We start from the raw sequence: 23,345 nt of genomic DNA on the forward strand, positions 1-23,345 counted from the left end.
CCAGCCTTAAAAGAAAAGGCTGTGGCCGAAGTATTTCAAGGCAACGGTATTGATGAATACCGCCAGTAGGATAACCGGAATGAACGTACCTACTGAAAAATCCACATACTTCTCGAAGAAGCTACCTTTGTAATTTTCAGCGCCTTCATCCAGCGCTTTATTAAAGTTAACTTTCTTCCATTTGTAGATCACGAAAATACAAATCAGGAAGCCGTTCAGCGGTAAAATGGTGTCGTAAAACACATCATAAATAACGTCGAAGAACGACTTACTCTGCCCGGCATAGCTCACAAAACTCGACAAGAATGCGTTATAACCAAACGATAACGCCGACAGCACTGCCAGTACCACCATCATGAGGCCAAGAATGAACAGGGCTTTCTTCCGCCCCATGTCCTTCTCGTCCATCAGCGCCGCCACTGGCACTTCAAAAATAGAAACCAGTGATGTAATAGCGGCGAAGAAAACTTGCAGGAAGAACACCGCTGCCACGATACTCGCGCCGGTGTAACCGAACGAATCTTGCAGTGCGAGGAAAATTTGCGGCAGGAAGCTGAATATCATGCCGATAGACGATTCGCTCAATTGGCTAGGATCGGTATTCGGGTCGAAAGAGAAAATCGCAGGCAGAATCATCAGACCGGCAATAAAAGCGACCGCCGTGTCGGTGAGTGCCACCAGCTTTGCTGAGCCCGGAACATCGGAACGATTATCAATGTAGCTGCCATAAGTAATCATGATACCCATACCCAATGACAGCGAGAAGAATGCCTGGGAGAGCGCACCGTTTATCACGCCGGCGTTAATTTTGTCGAAATCTGGGATAAGGTAAAATTCAACGCCCTTCATGGCGTTATCTTGAGTTAAAACGAATATCACCAATGCCACCAGCATGGCAAATAGTGTGGGCATGAGCACTTTCGCGGCTTTCTCGATACCGTCTTTCACCCCGCCTTGCAGGATCAGATATACCACCGCCAATACGCCGGCCATATAAATAAAAATTCTCTCGCTTTTAATAAAGTTACCGAACGTTTCAGGTTCGGCGAGTACCGCTAAATCGCCGGTGACAATCTCGTACAGGTAACCAAAAATCCATACCGTAATAACCAGATAAAATACGGCAATCATGAATGGCGTAATAACGGATAGCCAACCCGCGAGTTTCCAGCCCGTCGAATTACCGCTGATAACACGATACGCGCCCAATGGGTCTTTCTTGGCATGACGCCCAACCGACATTTCTGCCAACATGACAGGTAAACAGATCGCCACAACAAAAATGGCGTACATCAATAAAAACGCGCCGCCACCGTTTTTAGCAGCGCCAACTGGAAACCCAACCAGGTTACCAATACCGACTGCCGATCCGGCTGCTGCCAGAATAAATCCGATGCGCGATCCGAACTGTTCTCTCGCCCCGCTCATATCATCTTTCCTCTTCACTTATTGTTATAATCGGGTGGTGATGATTTTTTGTGTTGTTTTGTTTACCACACGTGTTACGGCCGTTTTTAATAATTTTATGGCCTCACCTTCCCCACACTGCTTACACTCGCAAGTTTTTGGCAAGTTCGCAAACAGTAACGGCGAATAGTATCAGCGTCCCTGTGTAAAGTCTCGCATCAGTCAGCTGGAATGGCCTGTTTACGCGGGGTGTGGCGAATATTTACGCTACCAGTCGATAGGCTTATGTTGCCAATCTGTAAAGTAGGGAGAGTGAGCGGGCGTGACGTTATCGAGAAACGCCATTAATTGCTCTGCGGTAAATTGGGGAGTAAACAGTTTGCCTTTGGGGACATTGGCCTGGAAAGGTTGAGATAACCCGCTATCGACGGTGCCGGGATGATAACTAACTAGTGCAGTGCCCTTATTACGTCTGGCATATTCCACGGCAGCGGTTTTTAGCATCATGTTTAACGCGGCCTTAGAGGCCCGATAGCCATACCAACCGCCGAGCTGATTGTCCGATATACTGCCAACCCGTGCACTCAGACAGGTTATCGAGCTATGCTCATCTGCCATGCATCCCACCAGATTTTTCACCCAAAGGGTGGGAATAATGGTGTTTACCGCAAAATAGGCCATGAGTTTATCGGCAGATAAATCTTCCAGCTTTTTCTCTGGCTGTAAATTTACCCCGTCGACATCGCCGTGCAATACGCCAACGGTGCATACCACTCGTTGAAATTGCACGCCTTGGGATTTCAATTCTTGTAACCACGCACCAACAGCTTTATCGTCGCCGGTATCCATCGCGATGGCCCGCACATTTTGTGCAGTCTCAGGGGTGACAGAGGCATAGCGAGCCACAGCGTATATTGTGTCTTCAGGAAAACGGGAAGCAAGCGCCGCAGTGAGGGCCTGACCAATGGCGCCGCCTGCACCTATTACCATATGAGCTATTGTCATTTCGAATCCTCTGGAAGATGGCAGGAGCCGCTGTCGCAGGTTCGTCGTTTGCCTGTCAATAAATATGAAATGGTGTAACGATGTTTAGCAAACCAGTTATAGCCCATATCAGCAATGGGTCTAATAATCGGCCAACGCAATGGGGCGTACAACCAGCCTTTGCCAACGGCCTGCCAAACAGCATGGGTTGCATCTAAACCCGTGACAAACTCACCATTATCTCGTTGTGCATGAATGCGACTATTAAGCGCTTGCCAGTCTAACGATGGGTAGCGTTCTGTAAAACCCGGCTGATTGATATCAACCAACTCAATACGGTTATGGTGGTCTCGTTTCTTCAGGTGCGCCATTTCAGCGCAGCATAATGGACAATAACTATCGTAGAAAATAATCATTCATTTCCTCCGCATCCCGGAAAGCCCAGGGTAGATGAATTACGATTAGTTTAAACGGGCCTGCCTTTGCGGGGATTAAAAAACCGTAACAATAGGTTGAAGTTGAGAACGATAGTAACCACATTATAGCAATTGAAATGTACAGGAGCTTAGTATGGCGTCTATTGAAACAGCAACCCTCGGCGGCGGTTGCTTCTGGTGTATTGAATCGGCCTTTAATAGTGTTGACGGTGTGGAAAGTGCTATTTCTGGTTATGCCGGCGGTCACGTCGAAAACCCAAGCTATGAAGCGGTGTGCAAAAAAGATACAGGGCATGCAGAAGTAGTTCGCGTTGAGTTTGATAAAGACAAAATCAGCTACCGGGAAATTCTCGAAATTTTCTTTGCCTTGCATAATCCCACTCAGGTAGACAGACAAGGCAACGATGTGGGACCTCAATATCGCAGTGCGATTTTCTTCCATTCAGAAGCGCAGAAACTTGAAGCGCTGAAGATCATTGCTGAAATCAATGAAGAGCAGATTTGGCCAGATCCGGTTGTTACCGAAGTCACTGAAATTAACAACTACTACCCCGCTGAAGATTACCATCAGAATTATTTTAAGAATAATCCGCAAAATCAATATTGCGCAATGGTGGTGGCGCCCAAGCTGGCGAAATTCAAAAAAACCTTTGCTGAGCGCCTACGCTGAGCGAATAGTTATAATTATTAACGTGGTTCATCCACGTCGACAAAACCACCGGTTTTCTTACGATTTAATCACCCCCAATTATTGTGTGTAAAATCGTCTGAACCGGTGGTTTTTTGTTTGCACTATTTACACAGTCACAGCGGCGCAACGCGCTTTTACAGGTACGAAAAAGACATTACAAATCATTCATTCTTCTCGCAGCCAGCGCTATAAAAGGGCTTCAGCGAATTAAGGTGCAGTGCGGTATACCCTTTGCAATATTCCTAGTAACTTTCAAGACTGCACGGACCACACGGGTGGCGCAGTCATCATTTATGAACTGGAGAATTTTATGAGCACAAGTAACGTCGCTACATTTACTGCACCGGGTATGAAGAATGAATCTGCTGAACAGGCTATTGCCGTTTTACAACAGCGCCTGGTAGCCCTACTCGACCTGCAACTGACTCTGAAGCATATCCATTGGAACGTGGTTGGCCCTAACTTCATTGGCGTACACGAAATGCTGGACCCACAAGTAGATGGCGTTCGCGACATGACAGATACCATTGCTGAGCGTATCGCTACTTTAGGTGGTGTGCCAGAAGGTACGCCGCAAGCTATCGTAAGCAAGCGTACTTGGGACGATTATAAACTGGGTAAAGATCTGGTGATGAATCACTTAGCCGCGCTGGATAAAGTGTACAACGGTGTAAATTCGGATCACCGTGCCGCTATTGAGAAGCTTGAAGATCTAGATGCTGTTTCAGAAGATATGGTAACGGGTCAGTTAGCCGACCTGGAACAATATCAGTGGTTCGTCCGCGCTCACCTCGAGTCAGCTAACGGCGACCTGAGCCAGTAATATCCTTCAAGTAAGGTAGTACTGAATTAAAGTATTACTACACTGGAAAAAAATGGGCGCCCAGTGGAGGGCGAACAGGTTGGATTTTGTTTAAAAGCCATTACCTCGCGGTAATGGCTTTTTTATTTTATGCAGTAATTAGCTCAAACGGAAAACGCAAACAGTACTGAATTTCACGATTATTCAAACCATTGTGGATTAATTGGCGTGGAGAACAACAATGGCGCCATGGATTCATAATTTTCCCGATTTGATTCACAGCGAATATTCTTCAGATAATTTTCTTTCCACGGATCGTTAATCATCCACAACGTGTCTGCCAGTACCGCGATTCCTTCAATCGAGGCGTTGTCCATTATCTCCGTGACCTCACACCCTTCTACACTGTTGTCTGCAGGGGCGATAAAATTCAGCAGCACACGCTTCGGAGCTTTGTCTGCAGCCGTAGAAATAACCCATAGTTCATTGTCATTTCTGGCCGCTGCCAACAGGTAACCGTCTCCAGAATCTGTCGTGTAATAGGTCATGCCATTTACAGGGTGATTTCCGCTGTCAAATTGAGGCAAGTTTAGCCCGGGGTCTGTCACCGGGGCATAATCAGTGGTTTTCCAGAACGCATCGGTGAGCGCAAGCGAAAATACCCGTGGCTGGCCATTTGCGTCTTTTTCCAGTCCCAGATAAAGCTGGTTGTTTGGCCCTATTGCGAGCCCCTCTATGCCATCATTCGGGTAATCCCCCACACCAAGCTCTATTGCAAATTGGAGTGGTCTGACGCCGGTCATGGTGGTGCCAAATTCGTTTTGCTCAAGTCGCACAAGTAGCGAGGGATAATCTGTAGAGCCTGAATTCTGATAACGTTTCTGACAACGGGTCGAAAGCGCGCCTGTTCTGGTAGCATCTTCCGTTACGGTATAAAACACGCCGGGCTGAATGGGATCAGCAACAAGGGCTTCCAAATCCGGCTCATCTGCCAAATAACCAGCAAAGCAACTGCGACGCACCACGGTACCTAAGCGCATCTTTTCTGATTCACTTTCCACCGTTGATGATTCAGGGTTAATAAAATGCAATCGGCGTTGCAATTCCGCATTAGCACTGGCATCAGAAAGTGTGACCAATTTATCTTCGAACACGGTTAAACCCGAAGTTTGAGGGTCTGACATCACCTCATCATTACCGCCTTTTATCCAGTTACCCGCAACTTGCAACGATACCGGTTTTTGCTCAGGCTCAATCATCGGCGGTTGCTCGCTGCATGCTGTTAACAGCAATACGGCAACGCCTGTAGCACCTGAAATCTTAGTCATGTCGGTTCCTTGGTATTCTGCAGTTTTTATGTCAGCAATGGCGAAAAGCGCTTAATACAACGTGTGCGTGCAGCGCATAACTCGCTGACATTCAACCGGCGTTCACGGCACTTATTGTGCACCATGATATAAAATCCGCGGTTGTGTCAGCAACAATATGAAACACAAGCAATGGTCCAAATGCTACAAGATACGGTAACATACGTTGCTGAAAGTACTTTTACTCTATTCACAGGAGCTTCTTCCCGCTATGTCGTCACTGCCACTGGTGATCGCCGGACCACTTTTACGTCATACTCATCAGAATGGTTTTGTATTGTGGTTAGTTACCCGCGAACGCACCGCGATTAACGTAACGTTGAATGGCGAAAGTACACCCACTCAATCACACGCCATTCAAGCGGGCGAACACGCTTTTGTTACATTACTTGAAGTGAGTGTCGAAGACGGACTTGAAGAAGCAACACGCTACCACTACGGGCTCGAATTCAACAACGATGCGCTCAACAGTGAATGGCGCAACGAGTGTGAAGAACTGCTATTTGCACAACAGCAATCACTGAGTTTTGTCTGGCAGTCAACGCTCACCAATGTTCTGCATGGCTCTTGTCGAAAACCCCATCATCATGAAACCGATGCGCTGATCCGGGTTCACGACCTTATTCAATCTGAGTTTGATGGAAATGCACAACGGCCAGACATGCTGTTGCTCACCGGCGATCAGGTTTATAGTGACGATGTAGCCGGGCCCATGCTAATGGCTATACAGCAAGTTATCACAGAACTCGGGCTTTTTGGTGAAGCCTTAGAGGGGGCCGTGGTTTCTCACAGTGATGAACTGCCAGATCATGATTTGAATTTCTATCGTCGTGACGACCTGCTGCCCAAAATTGCCATGAACACCGCGTTGTCGAAACTGTTTTTTGGTGCCAAGAAAAAGCCGGTGTTCACATCGGTAAACGCCAAGAATCACCTCATCACTTTCGCCGAAATTTTTGCCATGTACCTACTGGTTTGGTCACCGGTTATGTGGCGGCGCGTCACCATTCGTAGCAATCAAATTCAGGAAGCCTTTCGCGCTCAGTTTGATCAGGAACAACAAGTTCTAAACGGCTTTATCGAAACGCTTCCGCAAATACGCCGTGCTATGGCACATATACCTGTGTACATGATTTTTGATGACCACGACGTCACAGACGACTGGAATCTTACCCGGGGTTGGGAAGAGGAAGTATATGGACATCCGCTATCTCGACGGATGGTAGGTAATGCGTTAATGGGCTATTGGCTTTGTCAGGGCTGGGGCAACCAGCCGGATAAATTCCGCACAATCAGCGAGCAAGCCGTTAATGTGTTTACATCAACCGGCCTTCAGCAGCATGATGATTTCATCAACACGTTGTTCGATTTCAGCGAATGGCACTATACCCTTGAAACATCACCTCCGGTTTATGTCATGGATACCCGCACCCAGCGCTGGCGTTCGGAGTCCAGCCTGAATAAACCCAGTGGCCTGATGGACTGGGAAATGCTGTGTGAGTTTCAGCAGGCGCTGATTGGCAAAGAAGCGGTGATTGTGGTGTCGGCAGCGCCCATTTACGGGGTAAAAGCCATAGAGGCGATTCAGAAAGTTTTCACTTTTTTCGGCAAAGCCCTCACCGTAGATGCTGAAAACTGGATGGCGCACAAAGGCACCGCGAATGTCATTTTGAACATTTTTCGCCATTATCGTACGCCGCCTGAATTCATCATCCTTTCTGGCGATGTGCATTATTCATTTGTATACGATGTGCGCCTGCGTTTTCAACGTAACAGCCCGCATATTACCCAATTCACGTGTAGTGGCATTAAGAACGCCTTTCCTGACGGCTTATTAAGCTGGCTGGAACGCATCAACCGCTGGCTTTATGGACACAAGTCGCCACTCAACATATTTACCCGGCGACGGAATATGTCGGTGCGCTCCCGTCCACCCGCAGGTTTGCACGGCAAAACACTGCTTAATCAATCTGCCATCGGACAACTTGTTTTACACGAGAACGACACCACTGTAGTGTGCAAAGCATTGTGTAGTAATGGCGATACGGTAGAATTCCCGCCCCGAAAAGAGGATTAGAGGTAAAACAATGAGTGATTCAGCCCTGTCTATCGGTTTGTTCTATGGCTCCACCACCTGTTATACAGAAATGGCCGCAGAGAAAATCGAAGCACAGTTAAATGAGATTTTTGATGCTCCGGTAGTCAGCGTTTTCAACATCAAAGATACTGCACTCAGTCAGGCTGAAAATTTTGATATTCTCATTTTTGGTATCTCAACCTGGGACTTTGGTGAGTTACAGGAAGATTGGGAGTCCAGTTGGGAAGACGTATATAAACTGAACCTGAAAGATAAAACCGTGGCTTTATTTGGGCTTGGCGATCAGTACGGTTACGCCGACTGGTTTCAGGATGCGCTGGGAATGCTGCACGACGCTTTATCGACAACAGGTTGTCAGTTTATTGGATTATGGCCCAATCAGGGTTATGAGTTCGCCGCATCCAAAGGTCTCACAGAAGATAAAAGTCACTTTGTTGGCCTAAGCCTCGACGACGAGAACCAGTACGATTTATCGGAACAGCGCATCAGCGACTGGTGCCATCAGCTTCTCGATGAACTCGCCTGATAAAACACAAACCAGTCGCCTGCATCGCGAGTTCTACCGCAACGGCCCTTCTCACCGGGATGGGGCCGATGTTAGTTTCAACGATATCCGAAAACTGTTTAATTTTTCCAGTATCACCATTGGGAAATGGGTTACCGCTCAAGAGCAGCAACTCGCAGCGAATTTGTTTTTTGATGCACTTTACGATCTGATCGAAATATTACAGATCAACGAACAAGTGATCTCACTCAATGGGTCTTTGTCGCTGGCTTTTGGCAGCGGTGGTCAAAAGCACGCTAGCGCGCACTATAACAGCGCTAAACGCCAACTAGCACTGGCTAAGAATGCCGGCGGGGGCGCGCTGGCCCATGAGTGGTTTCATGCCTTTGATCACTATATTGCATCTCATGTTTTCGATGATCTACCGAGCGGATCATTTGCTTCTAAAGCCTGGCTCGACAACGCCACAATGCGCCCGCATGCCTTAAACAGTAAGCTTTGCGAGTGTTTTCAATTGATGTTTCTGAACGATCAAAATTCGCCGAATGATTACCTTTTGCGATCAATAGAGGCTGATCGCGCGTTAAAAATGTATTACTATGCAATGCCACAAGAAATGGCAGCGCGGGCTTTTGAAGCTTGCATTCAGGACAATCCCCTGAAAAATGCTTTTCTGGTGCAGGGTACAAAAAAGTCAGCTGAGGCTAGACTTGGGATTTATCCTCATGGTAATTTGAGACAACAGCTTAATGATTCGTTAATGTTGTATTTTTACCAGTTGGGGGTTGCCCTGACCAAAAAATCATCGCAATAAGAATATACAGTGATGATTTTGGCTAAAAAGCCATCAACAAGTGTTAGGAATGGTGTCTGTTTATTACAAAACACTACCAGTTTTTGTAACAAACAGTATACTAGGGTGCTCGAACTTAAAGAGAAGAATGACTACGAGATGAAAAGAAAAAAGCATACCAGTGGCGATGACGAGGCTCAGATTGACATGACTCCCATGTTGGACATCGTGTTCATCATGTTGATCTTCTTCATTGTAACCACCTCTTTCGTTAAAGAAAAAGGTCTGGACGTTAACCGTCCTGATGAAAATCAGTCTAACAACAATCAGCCATCAAAATCGCTGTCTATTCGTATTGATGCAAACGGCATTATTACTATGGGTGGCCGTGAAGTTGACGTACGTCGTGTTGTTGCAAACGCGCAAACGTTCCTGGCTGAAAACAACACAGATTCAGCGGCTATCCAAGCAGACAAAGACACCGAGCACGGTCTCGTTGTTGAAGTAATGAACCAGGTTAAAATCGCAGGCATCGATAAAGTATCTGTTCTGGTGAAAGACTCTTAAGTCAACAATACTTCTTTTCTATTATAAAACGCGGCGCTTGCCGCGTTTTTTGTTTCTAAGCCTCATAAACCGAATCCTTTTGTTATTCGCCTGATTAACGTACAATAAATTCTCATTTTTGATTAATTCATCACCAGGCGTCGTTAACTGGTCAGCATGTTCTTCTAACCTGCGGAGTCTTCATGATCAATCTGCGTTTAAAACATCTCGCTATCGGGTTGCTGTTCTGCAGTCCTCTTTCTTACGCTTCTCCCTTGTATTTAAACGAAGCATTTAACTTTAATGCCTATATCATTGAAGACATGACTGCCGAGCATTCTGATGTTGAAGGTCAGCTTGCTGTGGGAGGGAATTTCTCCGCTCAGGATTACAGCGTTGGTTTACAGTCAGCAGACAATGGCCAGAATATTCTTACTGTCGGCGGTGACGTGTATCTGCGGGACGCGAGGATTTATAACGGCGATGCCGTTGCCGGTGGCAATATCGACATCGACGCCTCTGTTGGCTTGTACAATGAAGACCAAACCAATAATAGCCACACTTTTTATCAGGATAGCAGTTTTGATTTCTCCACCGTCAGTGCCGACTTACTCAGCACGTCGTCGCTGTGGGGAGCAATGACAGATACCGCAACAACAGCAATTACCGGCAACGGTACAGATGTGTGGAGCATCAGCTTTAACGGAAACAGCGACTTCAATGTTTTCTCCATCGATGCAGACACGTTGTCAGCATCAGACAAAAGTATTTATCTTAATGTTGCTTCCGACAGCCTGAATATTATTAATGTATTTGGTGACACTGTAGATTTGTTTAATACCGGCTTCTTTGGTGCAGATGGTATGCAAATCCGCGACAATCAACCGGGTGTGTATCGCAGCAATGGCTTGTTCGCCAATAACGTGTTGTTTAATTTCGTAGACGCAACGTCGCTTTCACTTAATGCGATTGCGTTTAAAGGCAGTATTCTGGCACCGCTGGCAGACACCGTTTTTTATGACGGCCAAATAGACGGGAATTTCATCGTAAAAAGTCTGAGCTCGCCTGTAGGTGAATTCACCGGGCAAATTAATGACTACCGTTTTGGTGATTTGTCTTTCAATGTGGATGAACCAGGCGGCGCACTGTTTATCGTAATGCTTGTGGCATTGGGTATTCGTCAAACGCTGCTAAAAAAGAAAGTCCTTTAACGCCGGTTTCGAGCCAAACAATGTATCACTGGTAACGCCGCGACGTGGTGCGGCGTACCACCGCAATTCAATACCTGCAAACGTAGCCTGATAAGCCACAGCGTGAGAACGGCTAATGTAACCCGCCACAGACCAGTGACTTGCAAACTGATACTGCCCCTCTACGAAGATGTCAGCACTTATCCCTTTTTGATTGGAAGGTGATACTTCACCAAATGTCTCGGGGCTTAAGGGAAAACGTGCGCCTCCCTCTTCATACACCGAAGACCAACCCAGGCTTAACCGACTACGAATTTGCCATTGTTGCGCTTCAGCACTAAGTAACTCTGCACTCGCACCAGCACTAACGAAACGTTGAGGACTAAAATATCCACCCTGTCCCAATGTAAAATCGCTCAGGTCGTGGTCGTATTTTTGCCAGCTGATATAAGGCCCAACACGTAAATAATCGAGTCGCTCGCTGTCAATATTATCTAACAGGTCGCGGCTCATATCCATGCGAAGCGAATAAGTGCCATTATCTTTCACCCCTTCACCCTCTAACGCAGCGAAGTTAAAACTGGATGACACCGCCCAGCGGTCATTAAGTGTAAGCACACCGAGTCCTTTCATACCGGTTTGCAGAACTCCGCCCCAGGCAGTTGTAAAGGGATTCTCTCCACGCCAATGCGTGCCGGTTTGACTCAGCATGCTGTCTTTACGCCGCTGACGATAGCCCATAATTGAAAGTTGCCAGTTTGGCTGAAAGTAGGTGCCGCCAAGTGCACCGGTAAAACGGGTTGAAACAGGTTGATTAAATAGCAAATATCCCAGGTTGGCATAACCAGTCCAATCCTTCGCCTGACGTGTCACATCCACTTCAATGCCCTGGCCAGTTTGCATGGTATCGCCAGTAAAAGTTGTGCCAACAGCGCCACCACCAAAGAATGTACCTTCAGCGCCAGTACCAGAGAAAAGTCGCTCGTGACGAACCGATAAATCAATTTTAATGTCGTCAACAACGGTAGACATGCCGGCGTATCCGGCCTGTTCATCCAGGTGTCCAAGGCCACGCAACCCGTTACGATGACGAGTTGTCAGGCCAACGTAAGCTTGCAAATTACTGTCGACAGTCGCTTTGGCTCGGGTGATCCCTGTACGATTGGCTAGATCAAACTGTTTTCTCCCCCACGCCAGCTCACCATGCTGGGAAGCAATAAATTCCGCAACAAAAGGATATTCTGCCGCCAGTGGCCCAAGCGCTTCGGCATCGTAGTTGTACGCATGAATCAACGCGTTTTGTGACTCTTTATCGTCAGGAGCCTGCTTCAGTAAATCGCCAAATACCACTCTGGCTTTACTGAACTGTTCATCGTTGGCTAGTGACCAACCGTAGAGTTGATTGAGTGCTGGGGTCATCCCACCCCGCTCGTCAAGCTGCTCGGCAATGGCGATGCTGCCAGTATAATCTGCATTTTCGTAGCGGGTGACTAGCTGTGTTGCCAGCGCACTATTGCACCAATTTTCGACCTCAGGATTACCGGTAGTGGAACATGCCAGTGTCGATGCTTCATCGTTACGATGCAACTCTGCCAACGACAAAACCCTTCCTAAGCGTTCATCAATCACGCTGAACAACATGTTGGCCTTGTCCATGGCGTTATTGTCAAAAGCGTCCCAGGCGGCACCACGCAGTAACGGCTGGGTTTGAACAGGGTATGCAGAGAAAAGCTTCTCTAGAGCCACCCGATCATTCTGAGCGATGGCATTAAACACTAGCGCATCAATCGCCGCCCCGATGGCATCATTACGTGCCTTACTACTATTATCGCTAACTTCACTGAACAGATCCCGAGCACGCTCAAAGTGCTGGCGAGCCATATTTATCCAACCCATCAACAGCAAGGCATCGTCGTTACGCTCTGTCAGTGCAAAGCCTTCCGCCCGATCAATGAGGTCGCTGGACACGGTCTGCCATTGGCTGTCATTCATATTAGCCAATTGCCCCATCAGCAAAGACATTTCATCAGGCTTATTCTGTGGATTCGATGCTTCAGACATCGGCGGCGCTATTGGCTTGGCTGGCGCAGGTGGACGATTCAGCGCTTCCAAAGCTTCAGAAAGTGCTTCATCGGGTGTCCATTGGGGATATTTCTGTTTAAGACGTTGAAATTCTGCGTTGGCTAAATCAGTTTGTTCATGCCTGATGTGGTACCACACACCGGTAAGATCAGGGGCAGACGATGTGAGCAATGCGGGTGCTGTTAACGCAAAAGGCGTTGGCGCGGCAAGCGCAACGGCGATGGCAAAAGAAAGACTAATCTTAGCCTTCATCAAAGCCTCCGTCTTTCAACGCAACCAGACTTAGCATCACCAAACTGGCAGAGTAGTAATCCAGTTTATCGGTAATGACAAAACTGTTGTTGGCGTCGGTGTTATTTTGAGGCTGCTGGTACAAGGCCGCCGTGGCTTTATTAACGGCAATCATGCCGGCGGTCATGCCGTATTCAGCTGTTTCCCCCGTCGCCAGATTACGGGTAGCCGGGGCAGCACCATTGTTCCAATAAGATAGAAAAGGTTGAGCGACAGATTTATCAACATTCTGCCAGGCTAGTTGCAGTGGAATACGACAGGCATTGAAGCCAAACTCTGCATTCACCACATTTTCAATTGAAATTCCGTCGGAGGTAACACGAAGCCAATCGGGAGTTAGTGACCACTGTGCATTTGCTTGGGTTATCAGACTAATACCGGATACTGCGAGATCATCCCAACTCTCATCACCAGTGGCATCAGCAGCCGCATGCAGAGCAGGAAAGATCCAGTAGGATAAGTTGATCTGCACATCTCCATTGGGATAAGTGAATCCCTGCTCGCCTGGCAACAGCAGTACATAATCATTTTTAGCGACCACCACTGCGCTTCGCATAGCAGCGAGAATCGCCAATGCTGACTTACGATAGTGTTCTTCCTGCCATTTGTCCGCGGCCCGTAATAACGACCAGGCGATAAGCAGATCACCATCGGAGGCATTGTTAGGATCGTCTACACAAGTGCGGTCTGCCGCGGCACAAGGTACATAGCGCCAACTAAACAGTTTATCGGCTCGCTGTAAGGTATCTGCTGTCCACTTCCATATTTCGTCGAAATGCGCTTTATCACCGGCAGTCACCGCGAACAACATACCGTACCCCTGCCCTTCACTGTGCGACACGTTTTCATTACCGGTATCAACAATGCGGCCATTGTCATAAAAAGCCGAGTGGAAATGTTTCCAGGCAACCGAAAAGTTATCTTTTCTTACCGGAGCACAACCGTTAATCATTACTATCATTACCAGTGCAACAATCGCTTTGCGAAACATTACCAATTTTCCTGAATCTTCTTATTCCGACGACGCAACAGCAGTAAGGCTAACGCTGCACAAACGATAACCACAATGACCAGTGCCATCAGCCAAATCCACGGATGATTCGACAGCCACATCCGCGTTTGCAACCAGGAATCCTCAAATTCCCCCACCACGTAAACATCGGCTACCTGCATAACCAGTTCTGGCTGTTCGCTGTTATCCCAGGCGACAAAGTCACCTGCCAATTGCCCCCAGATAGCCGGAGAAGTTAAGTCCTGCATTCTGTCGGCTAACAGTTCGGCATTTTCAGCAGCCATCATGAATACCGTACCGGTTCGTTGCCCCTGAGGATTTTTCTGCGCCACCAGCACGCCCATATTTCCCAGAGTACTTTGTTGCACAGTTGCGCCGTGCATAATGAAACCGGGTTTGCGTTCTTCTGAGGCATCCCGCAGTCGGTTGTGTAGCAAGTTCTGTATGCGATACGGCCATTGTTTGGTGTTCGCCAGATTTGCAGAGAATGGTTCAGCGTAACCATTCGGCACGGTTTGCGGTGTCATTAGCACGAAGGCCGTGTCGGTGGTTGTTTCAGGCACACCGCTAACGATATGTAAATCAGGAATGAGCGTATTCACCGTTTGCGCCAATTTACCGCTAAGCGTTAATGCCGCACCGCGCATAGCCTCTTCGGTAATGTAAATATCGGCGCTTTGACCAGAAACAGTTGCCATGGGATAAGCCGCATCGGCAAATAAGGTGAGATCAGGCTGACGGGCAACATGTCCGGCTTTGGGTAACTCTATGCGACTGCTAGGCAGCAACTGAAAGTGCAGGTGACGGCCAACCACATCGTCACACACCACATCAGTGATAGGCGCGCGCATGGCTACATCGAATTCAATGGCGTTGGTACCGCCCTTCAGGTGTCTTGCCGGCACGTTTAACTGATACTGGCTAAATGACTCACCGTAAGGGTTCGTCAGCGGCAAACCATGCACCAACTCGCCATTAATCAGCACATTCATCATCGACCCCTGACCAAACGCAGCACCATAGGCGAAATTCAGTAGCAGCGTGACCGAGGCATTTTCAGGCACATAGAAATCGGCGGGCAAGGAGAACTGAATGCGTTTGGTTGTCGATGTTTCCCCGCGGTATTCCGCACCACCGTCTCCCATATCGGCCAGCGAATAGCTCTCGCCGGGTGTCAAGGTATCGGCTTTCAGCAAGGCATCATCACTGCTCGCCCGCACGTCATCAACCACCACTGAAGCATCCTGGTTCAGACCATCGTCCATCAGGGCCAATGCTTTTGCGGCCAGCATTACCTGCTCGCTGTTGGTCCCTGACACAATTAACCGGTGGGATGCCGGCACGCGTATTTCATCGTCAACTTCGATAGCAGGTGTGGTTTCAACCCCCAAATATGCCCCACTGATCTGGTTATACGTCTGCTCAGAAAGATTTTCCCGGAGCGATGATACCGTTCCCACCAGTACGTGAAGCTTGCCTGAGTCTTGTTCTGTCAGATAATGGCTACTGCGTGCTAATTCGGCGAGCTGTTCTTCAGACCAAGGAACTGATGGCGCTGGGATTTCAGAGACATCACTTAAAATATCATGCTTAATGGCTAATTGCTGATAGTCGGCACGAAGTGCCAGCGCCTGTGCAACCACAGGCAACGCATCGGATAAAATGCCTTGCTCGGCATTGCCTGAGGTATAGAGTGTTACGGCTTGCTGACGACCAATGCCGGCATTAAACATGTCGCTGATATCGCCAACAACAGTAGGGCCACTTCCCGGCTGCGTTGTCACAGAAATCACCGAACGGAATAAATCAATTTCGCTCCATAATTCCGGGGCCGCATTGTCGACACATTGATTGGCATAGTGCTGAGCCACCACGAAGGTTAGCGTGTTATATCCCTCTCGCCAAAGTTCAGCGGGAATATCGACCTGCGGACGAAAATTCGGCAATTGAGGGTCTAAGGCCTGTTGAAATATGGTGGCGTTATTGAATCGAATAGCCATTACCGAACGCTGTTTGAGCAAGGCGATTGAGCTAACTGCACGCATATCCAGCGTGGCTTTTTCTACTTCCAAGCCTCCGGCCAACGGAACAGAAAGGTCAAACTCTGCCATCGCCCCCTCCAGTCGCAATGTGCTGTCACCGGCATAAAGTTCAGATAATCTGACCGTATGGGTCTGTTGCGCCTGAACCTGAAAAACTGAAGCGATAAAAACCAGTAAAAAGAAAAATCGCTGTGCCATTAAGTGCCTTCCTTCGCTGTTCGCAATTTCCGCCACAAACGGCGGCTTTGCAGATAAAAATGTTGAATTGCAGGGCTGATACTTACGCTGACTACATGCTTCACACCAAACCAATAAGAAATAGGTCTTGTTCGACGCCGCTGAAAACTTTGCCAACGGCGGCTATCGCCTAATACAAAGCGGATAACATTCCCGATGTGCTGCGTATCACGGTTGAATTGAATACGTACTTGCTGCCGTTGAGGTGATACATCTAATATACTGGCGGGCAATAGAACAGGCTCAATATCGCCTTCTCGCTGCGTGCGCAAAGACACCTGACTTTGCAATGCACTCAAATCACCAGCAATTTGTGCTCTCGCGCCGCCTAAAGATAAGTCCATGAGATGGCCGGGCCACGCCTTGCCATCAGCATCCACCAAACTGACCTCGTCGTTGGCAGGAAGTCTTGCCTGCTCGCGAACCTGTTTGCGTTCAACCAATACGCCTAACACACTAATCAACAAAATAAAGTTGAAACAATTCCAGGCCAGAACTACGGCTGTAAGCTCCCGGGTTAGCGGCTCATATATCATCTTAAGTATGCCCGCCGCCATTGCAACGGTCACCAGAATTAATAATGAATAGAAAACCCCAGACAACGGCGAAATAAAGGTACGAGTCAAATTCTCCCCTTTGGGCGTAACGACGAACGACGGCGCTCTAGGGTTTCTAAATACTCTCATGAGCGCTCTTAAGGTAAAAATACACTGCAGAATTTCATAAAGTTCGGATACCAACGGCCATCGGGTTTTACCGAACAACATGGTCGACAGCATGTAGGTAGCCATAACGTGGGGCACGGTGTAAGCAAAAATATCTGCCATGGACGCGTGATACACCTGAAGGTCAAACACCAGATAAGCCAGCGGCATGAGCAAAAAGATGATCCGCGCGAAGGGAAACAGCCAGAACAAAATGGAACTCATATAGCCAATTCGCTGGTGCCAACTCAACTGACGTTCCATGAAGGGCTTTTTGAGTAGCAGGATTTGTGTCATTCCCTGCGCCCAGCGCATACGCTGTGTGACAAAAGCATCGAAGGTTTCTGGTGCTAATCCGCTCACCATGGGTCGATCTACGTACACAGACTCATATCCTAAAGCGTGCAGATCGAACGCAGTTTCAGCATCTTCGGTGATGGAGTCACCCGACAAACCACCGACTTCCATTAAGTGCGCGCGACGAAGCACCGCTGCAGAACCACAGAAAAACGACGAAGACCAAAAATCCAATCCGCGTTGAATGGTGCCGTAAAACATATCGTTTTCTGATGGCATGCGGCTGAAGGCGGAAAAGTAATTACGCTCAACAGGGTCCGGATTTGCCATGAAGTGTGGCGTTTGTACCAGAAAGACTTTCTCGTTTTCCACCAGCCAGGGCACGGTGTGATCCAGAAAATCTCTTGTCGGCACATGATCTGCATCAAGAATCACTACCAATTCGCCGTTGGTTTCGAGCAAGGTGTCGTTGATGTTGCCCGCTTTTGCATGGTGGTTCAGTTTGCGGGTGTGATAGTGCACGCCAAGCCGCTCGCATAGGGCACTTAACTCAGCCTTGCGGGCTTTCGCGGCAGCAGCCCCCTGCGCATCTGATTGCGTTATCTTCTGCTCGGTGCTGCCATCGTCGAGCAGGTGTATGGCCAACTTACTTTCCGGGTAGTCAAGCATCAGCGCGGCCCGAAGCGTGATCTCAAGCAGGTGTGCATCTTCATTATAGGTTGGAATAAGTACATCCACGGTGGGTAACGCACTATCAGGCAAGTCGCGAATCGTTTTCAGAGGCCGACTCAAAGGCAAAGCGTTAACCATGCATCCCATAATATGGGTAATACCTGCGTAAATCTCTGCCAGAAACAGCAACCAAACTGCTATCAGAGAAAATATATCCACCGCGGTAAGTGTATAAAGTCCGCGCCACATCAGGTATCGAACAGTGAGCGCTAATCCCAGAAACATGGCCACCATACGAAACCACTGTTGGTAGCGATGATAGGCTTTTGATTCCTGCGAGCATAGATGAACGATGATCAGGATCACCATAGACGCCAGCAATTGTGAGCCGGAGTCCATCGGAATCAATAATAAAAAGGTGAGTAAGGATAATCCGGCAACAAATAGTAGGCTGAGCCCCCAGGAACGGACACCGCTTTCTCTAACTTGAGACAATTTAGTGCTCCAGTATGGGAACCTGAGTAACTGCTGCGTAATTCCCGCGGTTAATTAACACCAGATGACTGTCAGTAATTTCCACTTCATGATTACTGACGTAAAACCGTCGTGATAGTGCATCGCGATGTTTGCGTTGTTGCTTCACCCAAACATAGCAAAATGGTTGAAAAATCATACCCATGGCAAATGCAATGAATCCACCAGCGAACATCCACTCAGAGGTTACGGGCGCCACAAATAATGAAAAACTGAGCATCGAAAAGCCAGCGACGACAACAACCATCCATGCTGCCATCAGGCGCTTAGCTTTTTGTAGTGATTTTTCGGCATCGCGAAATAAGCAAAGCCGTTGCTGCCAAAGAGTTCTAAGCTGCGATACCGTGTTGCCTAAAAAGCCTTCTGTCGAGGCTTCTGCGTTATTCATTCCAAAAGTATCTTCAGCCGAACCTTCCTGCAGCGGAAAGTTATCGAACGACATAATTGGAGGCTCCCACCCTTTAAAATGTTCCAGCAGTGCCGGAATTGGGAAATTCTAATAATGACCGTTACATATATCAATCTATAACATTGAACATGACTGTTCAATAATCAGTCAGAACTTTAAATAGAATTCCTGGCACAAGTGACGGAATGCTGGCGTATATTCGCCGGCTACATCCCTGATCACCAGATCTGTAGTGGATAGTGCATTTTTCGTGCACATTTGCAGAGGGGTGAATTTAAGCGCTACCAGATAAGGCATTTTGTTGGTAACAGCGCTCACGGAAAGACGGGCCACAAGCCCGAGCCCCGCGCTTTTGGCGACATCTGTGACGTGAGCTTCTCGTTCGATGGGATAGAGGCAATAAAACACACCACAGTCAGATAATTGGCGTTTTACGACGTCCATGAGTGTCTGCGGTAACAGACTATTTTCTAACCTGGCGGCTGCCCGGGATGACGTAAGGGAATCATAAGCGTTCGACGTATCGTTTATCGATGCAAAATAAGGTGGGTTGGAAATAATGCAATCAAATTGCTCGGGTAGAGCTAGCTTCGCAACATCGCCTGACAACACATTCATTCTCGCTGCCCACGGGCTGTCAGCAAAGTTCTCACCAGCCTGCGCGCAGGCAACACTATCGAGCTCAACCGCCGTAACGTGAGCCTGAGATTGAGATTTCTGCGCCATCATCAGTGCCAGTATTCCGCTACCGGTACCAATATCGAGAATGCGCGTGCTGTTACCGGGGTCTGCCCAGCTGCCAAGGATCATGCTATCGGTATTCACCTTCATTGCGCAGTTATCCTGCTTTACGGTGAATTGTTTACAGCGAAACCCACGGCTCATCTCTGTTTATTCCATTTATTCAAAATGTTGCAGGGTAATCATTTTATGCGCGACTTCGGCAGCCGTCACAGGGCGATACTTTTTAAGCGGCCCCACCATGAGTTTCCCCAGCATGGGCGCCAAAGCTTGCATGATATCTTCAGCAGGTCGCGATTCTGCTCTTTCGCCCAACAATAAAGATGGCCTAACGGCTGCTGCATTAGGTAATTGCGGCATACGCATCAGCGCATTTTCCAGCTCGCCTTTTACCCGCAAATAAAAGTTAGCGCTTTTTGCATCGGCCCCCACAGAAGAGATCCAAACAAAACTTTCCGCGCGCTGAGCACGGGTTAACTGGGCCGCAATGTGCACGTATTCAAAATCAACCTTTCGAAACGCCGCTTTCGAACCTGCGATTTTCATCGTGGTCCCCAAACAGCAGTACACGTGACTCACACTGAAATAGCCCTGGTAGTCCTGCAATGCGCCGAAATCGATAACAATGGGATTCAGCTTTCCCGCTGGATCGCTGAATAAACTCGCAGGTAAAGGACGACGAACCAGCAGGGTAATACTGGTGTAGCGAGGATCGACAAGTAACTGGCGAACCAACGCCTTTCCCACTAATCCTGTCGCACCCAGCACCAAAGCAGTTTTATTGCCATGCACCTTATGTCATCCTCTATAATCACAACAAATAATAACTAGCATCTAAGACAAAGCCGAAGATAACAAATGAAAAAAACTTTATTACTGGGAGCCCTCATGCTCAGTTCACTGGCTCATGCCAAAGATCTTACCATCGAACGAATTTACGATTCGCCCTCATTGGAAGGCAGTGCGCCGCGCTCGCTGAAAGTCTCTCCTGACGGCCAACGCGTAACCTTCCTACGCGGCAAGGAAACCGATTACGACCAACTGGATTTGTGGGAATACCACATTAATTCAGGCGAAACCCGCATGTTATTCGACTCAGCCACCCTGGCACAAGGCGATGGCGAACTGTCTGATGAAGAAAAAGCCCGTCGTGAGCGCATGCGTCTTTCTGGAAGTGGTATTGTAAGCTACCAGTGGTCAGCCGATGGTAAAGCCCTGCTGTTCCCGCTTGGTGGCGATGTATTCTATCATCAGTTGGGTAAAGAAGGGGCCAAGCAACTGCTTGATACCGACGCATTTGAAACCGACATCACCTTGTCGCCCAAGGGCAATTACATTGCCTATATCCGCGACCAGAACCTGTATGTAAAACACATTGCTACCGGCAAGGAAACTGCCATAACTCAAGGCGGTGGCGGTAATATTAAGTATGGTATGGCCGAATTCGTGGCCCAGGAAGAGATGAGCCGGATGACTGGCTACTGGTGGTCGCCGGATGAAAGCTATATTGCGTTCACCCGTGTGGATGAATCACCGGTTGAAGTGATCACCCGTTCCGAGATTTATGCCGACAACATCAAAACCATTGAACAGAAATATCCTTCTGCCGGTACACCAAACGTAGAAATCACGTTAGCCGTTCAAAACATTGGGAGTGGCGAGCGTCAGTGGATTGATTTGGGTAAAAACAAAGATATCTATCTGGCCCGTGGTAACTGGATGCCAGACTCAAATGTGTTTACCTATCAGTGGCAAAGCCGTGACCAACAGCAACTCGAACTGCGCGCTTACGATCTGTCTAGCAAGAAACAAAAAGTGTTGCTGAAAGAAAGCAGCGACACCTGGGTGAACCTGAATGACGACCTGCGTTTTCTGAGCGACAGCAACCAGTTTATCTGGGCGTCTGAGCGCGATGGCTTTAAACATCTTTATTTGTACAACAATGACGGCTCACAGGTTCGCCAACTAACCAAAGGCGACTGGGTGGTTGACGATGTGGTTGCAGTAGATAAGAAAGCTGGCGAAGTTTACTTCACCGGCCGTAAAGATACGCCGCTGGAGCGTCATCTGTATCGCGTACCACTGGCCGGTGGCGACATCACCCGTATTTCTCAGGAAGACGGCTTCCATAACATCACCTTCTCGTCAGATGCTTCCATCTATGTAGATAGCATGTCGACGATTAATCATCCTGCGCAGGTAAGCCTGCATAAGGCCGATGGCGAACAGCTTACCTGGCTGGAAGAAAACGCCATTGATGAGAATCATCCGCTGGCGCCATACATGGACAGCTGGACAAAACCTGAATTTGGCAGCTTCAAAGCTGATGATGGCGCAGAGCTTTTCTATCGCCTTTACAAGCCTGAAAACCTTGAAAAGAAACATCCGGTTATTGTTTACCTTTACGGTGGTCCGCACGCCCAAGTGGTCACAAATAGCTGGGCGGGCAACCGTGGACTGTTGATGCAGTACTGGGTTGACCAGGGCTACGTGGTATTCAGCATCGATAACCGTGGTTCTAACTATCGCGGTAAAGCCTTTGAAGACCCGATTTTCAAGAAAATGGGCTCTATTGAAGTACAGGATCAAGTTGCGGGTGTGAAATTCCTGCGTACGTTACCTTACGTAGATGCAGACCGCATCGGCGTTCATGGCCACAGCTACGGCGGCTACATGACGCTAATGACCATGTTCCAGGCCGGTGAATATTTTGCCGCTGGCGTTTCCGGCGCGCCGGTCACTGACTGGCGTCTATACGATACCCACTACACTGAACGTTATATGGGTAACCCGAAAACCGACGACGATGCCTATACAGCATCAAGCGTGTTCCCTTACGCGAAAGATCTAAAAGGTGATCTGCTGATTTATCACGGCATGGCCGATGACAACGTTCTGTTTACTCACAGCACCAAGCTGTACAAACATTTACAGGACATGGCAATTCCGTTTGAAACCATGGATTACCCGGGTAAAAAACACAGTATTCGTGGTAAGCAAACCGGCATTCATTTGTACAAAACAATCACTAATTTCTTCAATCGGAATCTGCATCCTGAAAAAGACTAAACTAAAAACGGGCTGCTAAATTGCAGCCCGTTTCTCTATTTTCGCTTTTCTCATCAGCCAAACAATCGATTTGCTAACTGATGTTGCACACCTTGCGCGGCGTTTTTACTCAGTTCAACTTCAATCGCCTGGTCCTGCCCGGAAACCCAAATTTTAAGCTCAGAGTCAGTGTCGAAATGGCCTGCCGTTTCTACCACAAACTGGGTAATAGACTTATAAGGAATAGAGTGATAATTCACTTTGCGGCCTGTGAGTCCTTGCTTGTCAATCAGGATGAGTCGACCTGAAGTAAAGACAATCAGGTCTCTCACCAGTTTGTAAGCACTTACCACAGTTTCGTTATCTCCAAGTACGGGGGATAACTCTTCACCAACCGCCTGCGGGTCGGTCTCGCTGGCATTGCCGAGTAACGCATCAAATAAACCCATGTGCTCT

General features: G+C 48.1%; 20 protein-coding genes. 8 read left to right on the top strand and 12 right to left on the bottom strand.

What is annotated here, in order from left to right:
• Positions 1-6 precede the first annotated feature (6 nt).
• From BFC18_RS20615 to BFC18_RS20625, 3 genes are all read right to left on the bottom strand, one after another.
• Positions 7-1,428: a sodium-dependent transporter gene (locus BFC18_RS20615; protein ID WP_070127649.1), complete on the bottom strand. Its 1,422-nt coding sequence runs from the start codon at positions 1,426-1,428 to the stop codon at positions 7-9.
• Between the two features lie 246 nt (positions 1,429-1,674).
• Complete coding sequence (locus BFC18_RS20620) at positions 1,675-2,412, bottom strand: SDR family NAD(P)-dependent oxidoreductase (protein ID WP_070127650.1); 738 nt, start codon at positions 2,410-2,412, stop codon at positions 1,675-1,677.
• The gene (locus BFC18_RS20625) at positions 2,409-2,807 is read right to left on the bottom strand and encodes a thiol-disulfide oxidoreductase DCC family protein (protein ID WP_070127651.1); all 399 of its coding nucleotides are present in this window, start codon (positions 2,805-2,807) and stop codon (positions 2,409-2,411) included. Before BFC18_RS20625 ends, BFC18_RS20620 begins: the two co-directional genes overlap by 4 nt.
• A 154-nt stretch (positions 2,808-2,961) precedes the next feature.
• On the opposite strand from BFC18_RS20625, the gene msrA reads away from it, so the two are divergent.
• Together msrA and dps are read left to right on the top strand one after the other, a co-directional pair.
• Positions 2,962-3,498, top strand: coding sequence for a peptide-methionine (S)-S-oxide reductase MsrA (gene msrA, locus BFC18_RS20630; protein ID WP_070127652.1), 537 nt, complete (start codon positions 2,962-2,964; stop codon positions 3,496-3,498).
• Positions 3,499-3,829: 331 nt separating this feature from the next.
• Positions 3,830-4,342 carry a DNA starvation/stationary phase protection protein Dps gene (gene dps, locus BFC18_RS20635; protein WP_070127653.1) on the top strand — a complete coding sequence of 171 codons (513 nt, stop codon included), beginning with the start codon at positions 3,830-3,832 and terminating at the stop codon, positions 4,340-4,342.
• Between the two features lie 179 nt (positions 4,343-4,521).
• On the opposite strand, the gene BFC18_RS20640 is transcribed toward dps, so the two are convergent.
• Complete coding sequence (locus BFC18_RS20640; protein ID WP_070127654.1) at positions 4,522-5,649, bottom strand: hypothetical protein; 1,128 nt, start codon at positions 5,647-5,649, stop codon at positions 4,522-4,524.
• A gap of 250 nt (positions 5,650-5,899) precedes the next feature.
• Between BFC18_RS20640 and BFC18_RS20645 the strand changes: the two genes are divergently transcribed.
• The 5 genes from BFC18_RS20645 to BFC18_RS20665 all read left to right on the top strand — a co-directional run bounded on the left by BFC18_RS20645 (position 5,900) and on the right by BFC18_RS20665 (position 10,841).
• A complete protein-coding gene (locus BFC18_RS20645; RefSeq protein WP_245680446.1) occupies positions 5,900-7,765 on the top strand; it encodes a metallophosphoesterase family protein in 1,866 nt (621 codons plus the stop codon).
• A gap of 10 nt (positions 7,766-7,775) precedes the next feature.
• Entirely contained in the window at positions 7,776-8,312 is a 537-nt protein-coding gene (fldB, locus tag BFC18_RS20650) for a flavodoxin FldB (protein WP_070127655.1), read from the top strand.
• A complete protein-coding gene (locus BFC18_RS20655) occupies positions 8,299-9,105 on the top strand; it encodes a CLCA_X family protein (protein WP_070127656.1) in 807 nt (268 codons plus the stop codon). Before fldB ends, BFC18_RS20655 begins: the two co-directional genes overlap by 14 nt.
• A 138-nt stretch (positions 9,106-9,243) precedes the next feature.
• Positions 9,244-9,651: an ExbD/TolR family protein gene (locus BFC18_RS20660; RefSeq protein ID WP_070127678.1), complete on the top strand. Its 408-nt coding sequence runs from the start codon at positions 9,244-9,246 to the stop codon at positions 9,649-9,651.
• Positions 9,652-9,833: 182 nt separating this feature from the next.
• Positions 9,834-10,841 (top strand): choice-of-anchor A family protein, encoded by a 1,008-nt coding sequence (locus tag BFC18_RS20665; protein WP_070127657.1) that lies wholly within the window; start codon positions 9,834-9,836, stop codon positions 10,839-10,841.
• Here BFC18_RS20665 and BFC18_RS20670 read toward each other — a convergent pair.
• The 7 genes from BFC18_RS20670 to BFC18_RS20700 all read right to left on the bottom strand — a co-directional run bounded on the left by BFC18_RS20670 (position 10,821) and on the right by BFC18_RS20700 (position 20,633).
• The gene (locus BFC18_RS20670) at positions 10,821-13,154 is read right to left on the bottom strand and encodes a cellulose synthase subunit BcsC-related outer membrane protein (RefSeq protein ID WP_070127658.1); all 2,334 of its coding nucleotides are present in this window, start codon (positions 13,152-13,154) and stop codon (positions 10,821-10,823) included. The two genes, BFC18_RS20665 and BFC18_RS20670, sit on opposite strands and share 21 nt — an antisense overlap.
• On the bottom strand, positions 13,144-14,184 hold the full coding sequence (locus BFC18_RS20675; RefSeq protein WP_070127659.1) for a family 8 glycosyl hydrolase: 1,041 nt from the start codon (positions 14,182-14,184) through the stop codon (positions 13,144-13,146). Before BFC18_RS20675 ends, BFC18_RS20670 begins: the two co-directional genes overlap by 11 nt.
• Positions 14,184-16,445 (bottom strand): cellulose biosynthesis cyclic di-GMP-binding regulatory protein BcsB, encoded by a 2,262-nt coding sequence (locus BFC18_RS20680; protein WP_070127660.1) that lies wholly within the window; start codon positions 16,443-16,445, stop codon positions 14,184-14,186. Before BFC18_RS20680 ends, BFC18_RS20675 begins: the two co-directional genes overlap by 1 nt.
• The gene (bcsA, locus tag BFC18_RS20685; RefSeq protein WP_083273226.1) at positions 16,445-18,652 is read right to left on the bottom strand and encodes a UDP-forming cellulose synthase catalytic subunit; all 2,208 of its coding nucleotides are present in this window, start codon (positions 18,650-18,652) and stop codon (positions 16,445-16,447) included. The genes BFC18_RS20680 and bcsA overlap by 1 nt, the downstream gene beginning before the upstream one ends.
• Position 18,653: 1 nt before the next feature.
• The gene (locus tag BFC18_RS20690) at positions 18,654-19,133 is read right to left on the bottom strand and encodes a hypothetical protein (protein WP_070127662.1); all 480 of its coding nucleotides are present in this window, start codon (positions 19,131-19,133) and stop codon (positions 18,654-18,656) included.
• Positions 19,134-19,247: 114 nt separating this feature from the next.
• Positions 19,248-19,985 (bottom strand): tRNA1(Val) (adenine(37)-N6)-methyltransferase, encoded by a 738-nt coding sequence (locus BFC18_RS20695; RefSeq protein ID WP_070127663.1) that lies wholly within the window; start codon positions 19,983-19,985, stop codon positions 19,248-19,250.
• 15 nt (positions 19,986-20,000) lie between these two features.
• A complete protein-coding gene (locus BFC18_RS20700; protein WP_070127664.1) occupies positions 20,001-20,633 on the bottom strand; it encodes an NAD(P)H-binding protein in 633 nt (210 codons plus the stop codon).
• A gap of 66 nt (positions 20,634-20,699) precedes the next feature.
• Here BFC18_RS20700 and BFC18_RS20705 point away from each other — a divergent pair, with 66 nt between their 5' ends.
• Positions 20,700-22,910 (top strand): S9 family peptidase, encoded by a 2,211-nt coding sequence (locus BFC18_RS20705; RefSeq protein WP_070127665.1) that lies wholly within the window; start codon positions 20,700-20,702, stop codon positions 22,908-22,910.
• A gap of 53 nt (positions 22,911-22,963) precedes the next feature.
• Here the strand turns inward: BFC18_RS20705 and BFC18_RS20710 are convergent, their stop codons facing one another.
• Positions 22,964-23,338, bottom strand: coding sequence for a PH domain-containing protein (locus tag BFC18_RS20710; RefSeq protein WP_070127666.1), 375 nt, complete (start codon positions 23,336-23,338; stop codon positions 22,964-22,966).
• Positions 23,339-23,345 lie beyond the last annotated feature (7 nt).

The sequence above is a fragment of the Alteromonas confluentis genome (assembly GCF_001757105.1).
GTDB classification, from domain to species: domain Bacteria; phylum Pseudomonadota; class Gammaproteobacteria; order Enterobacterales; family Alteromonadaceae; genus Alteromonas; species Alteromonas confluentis.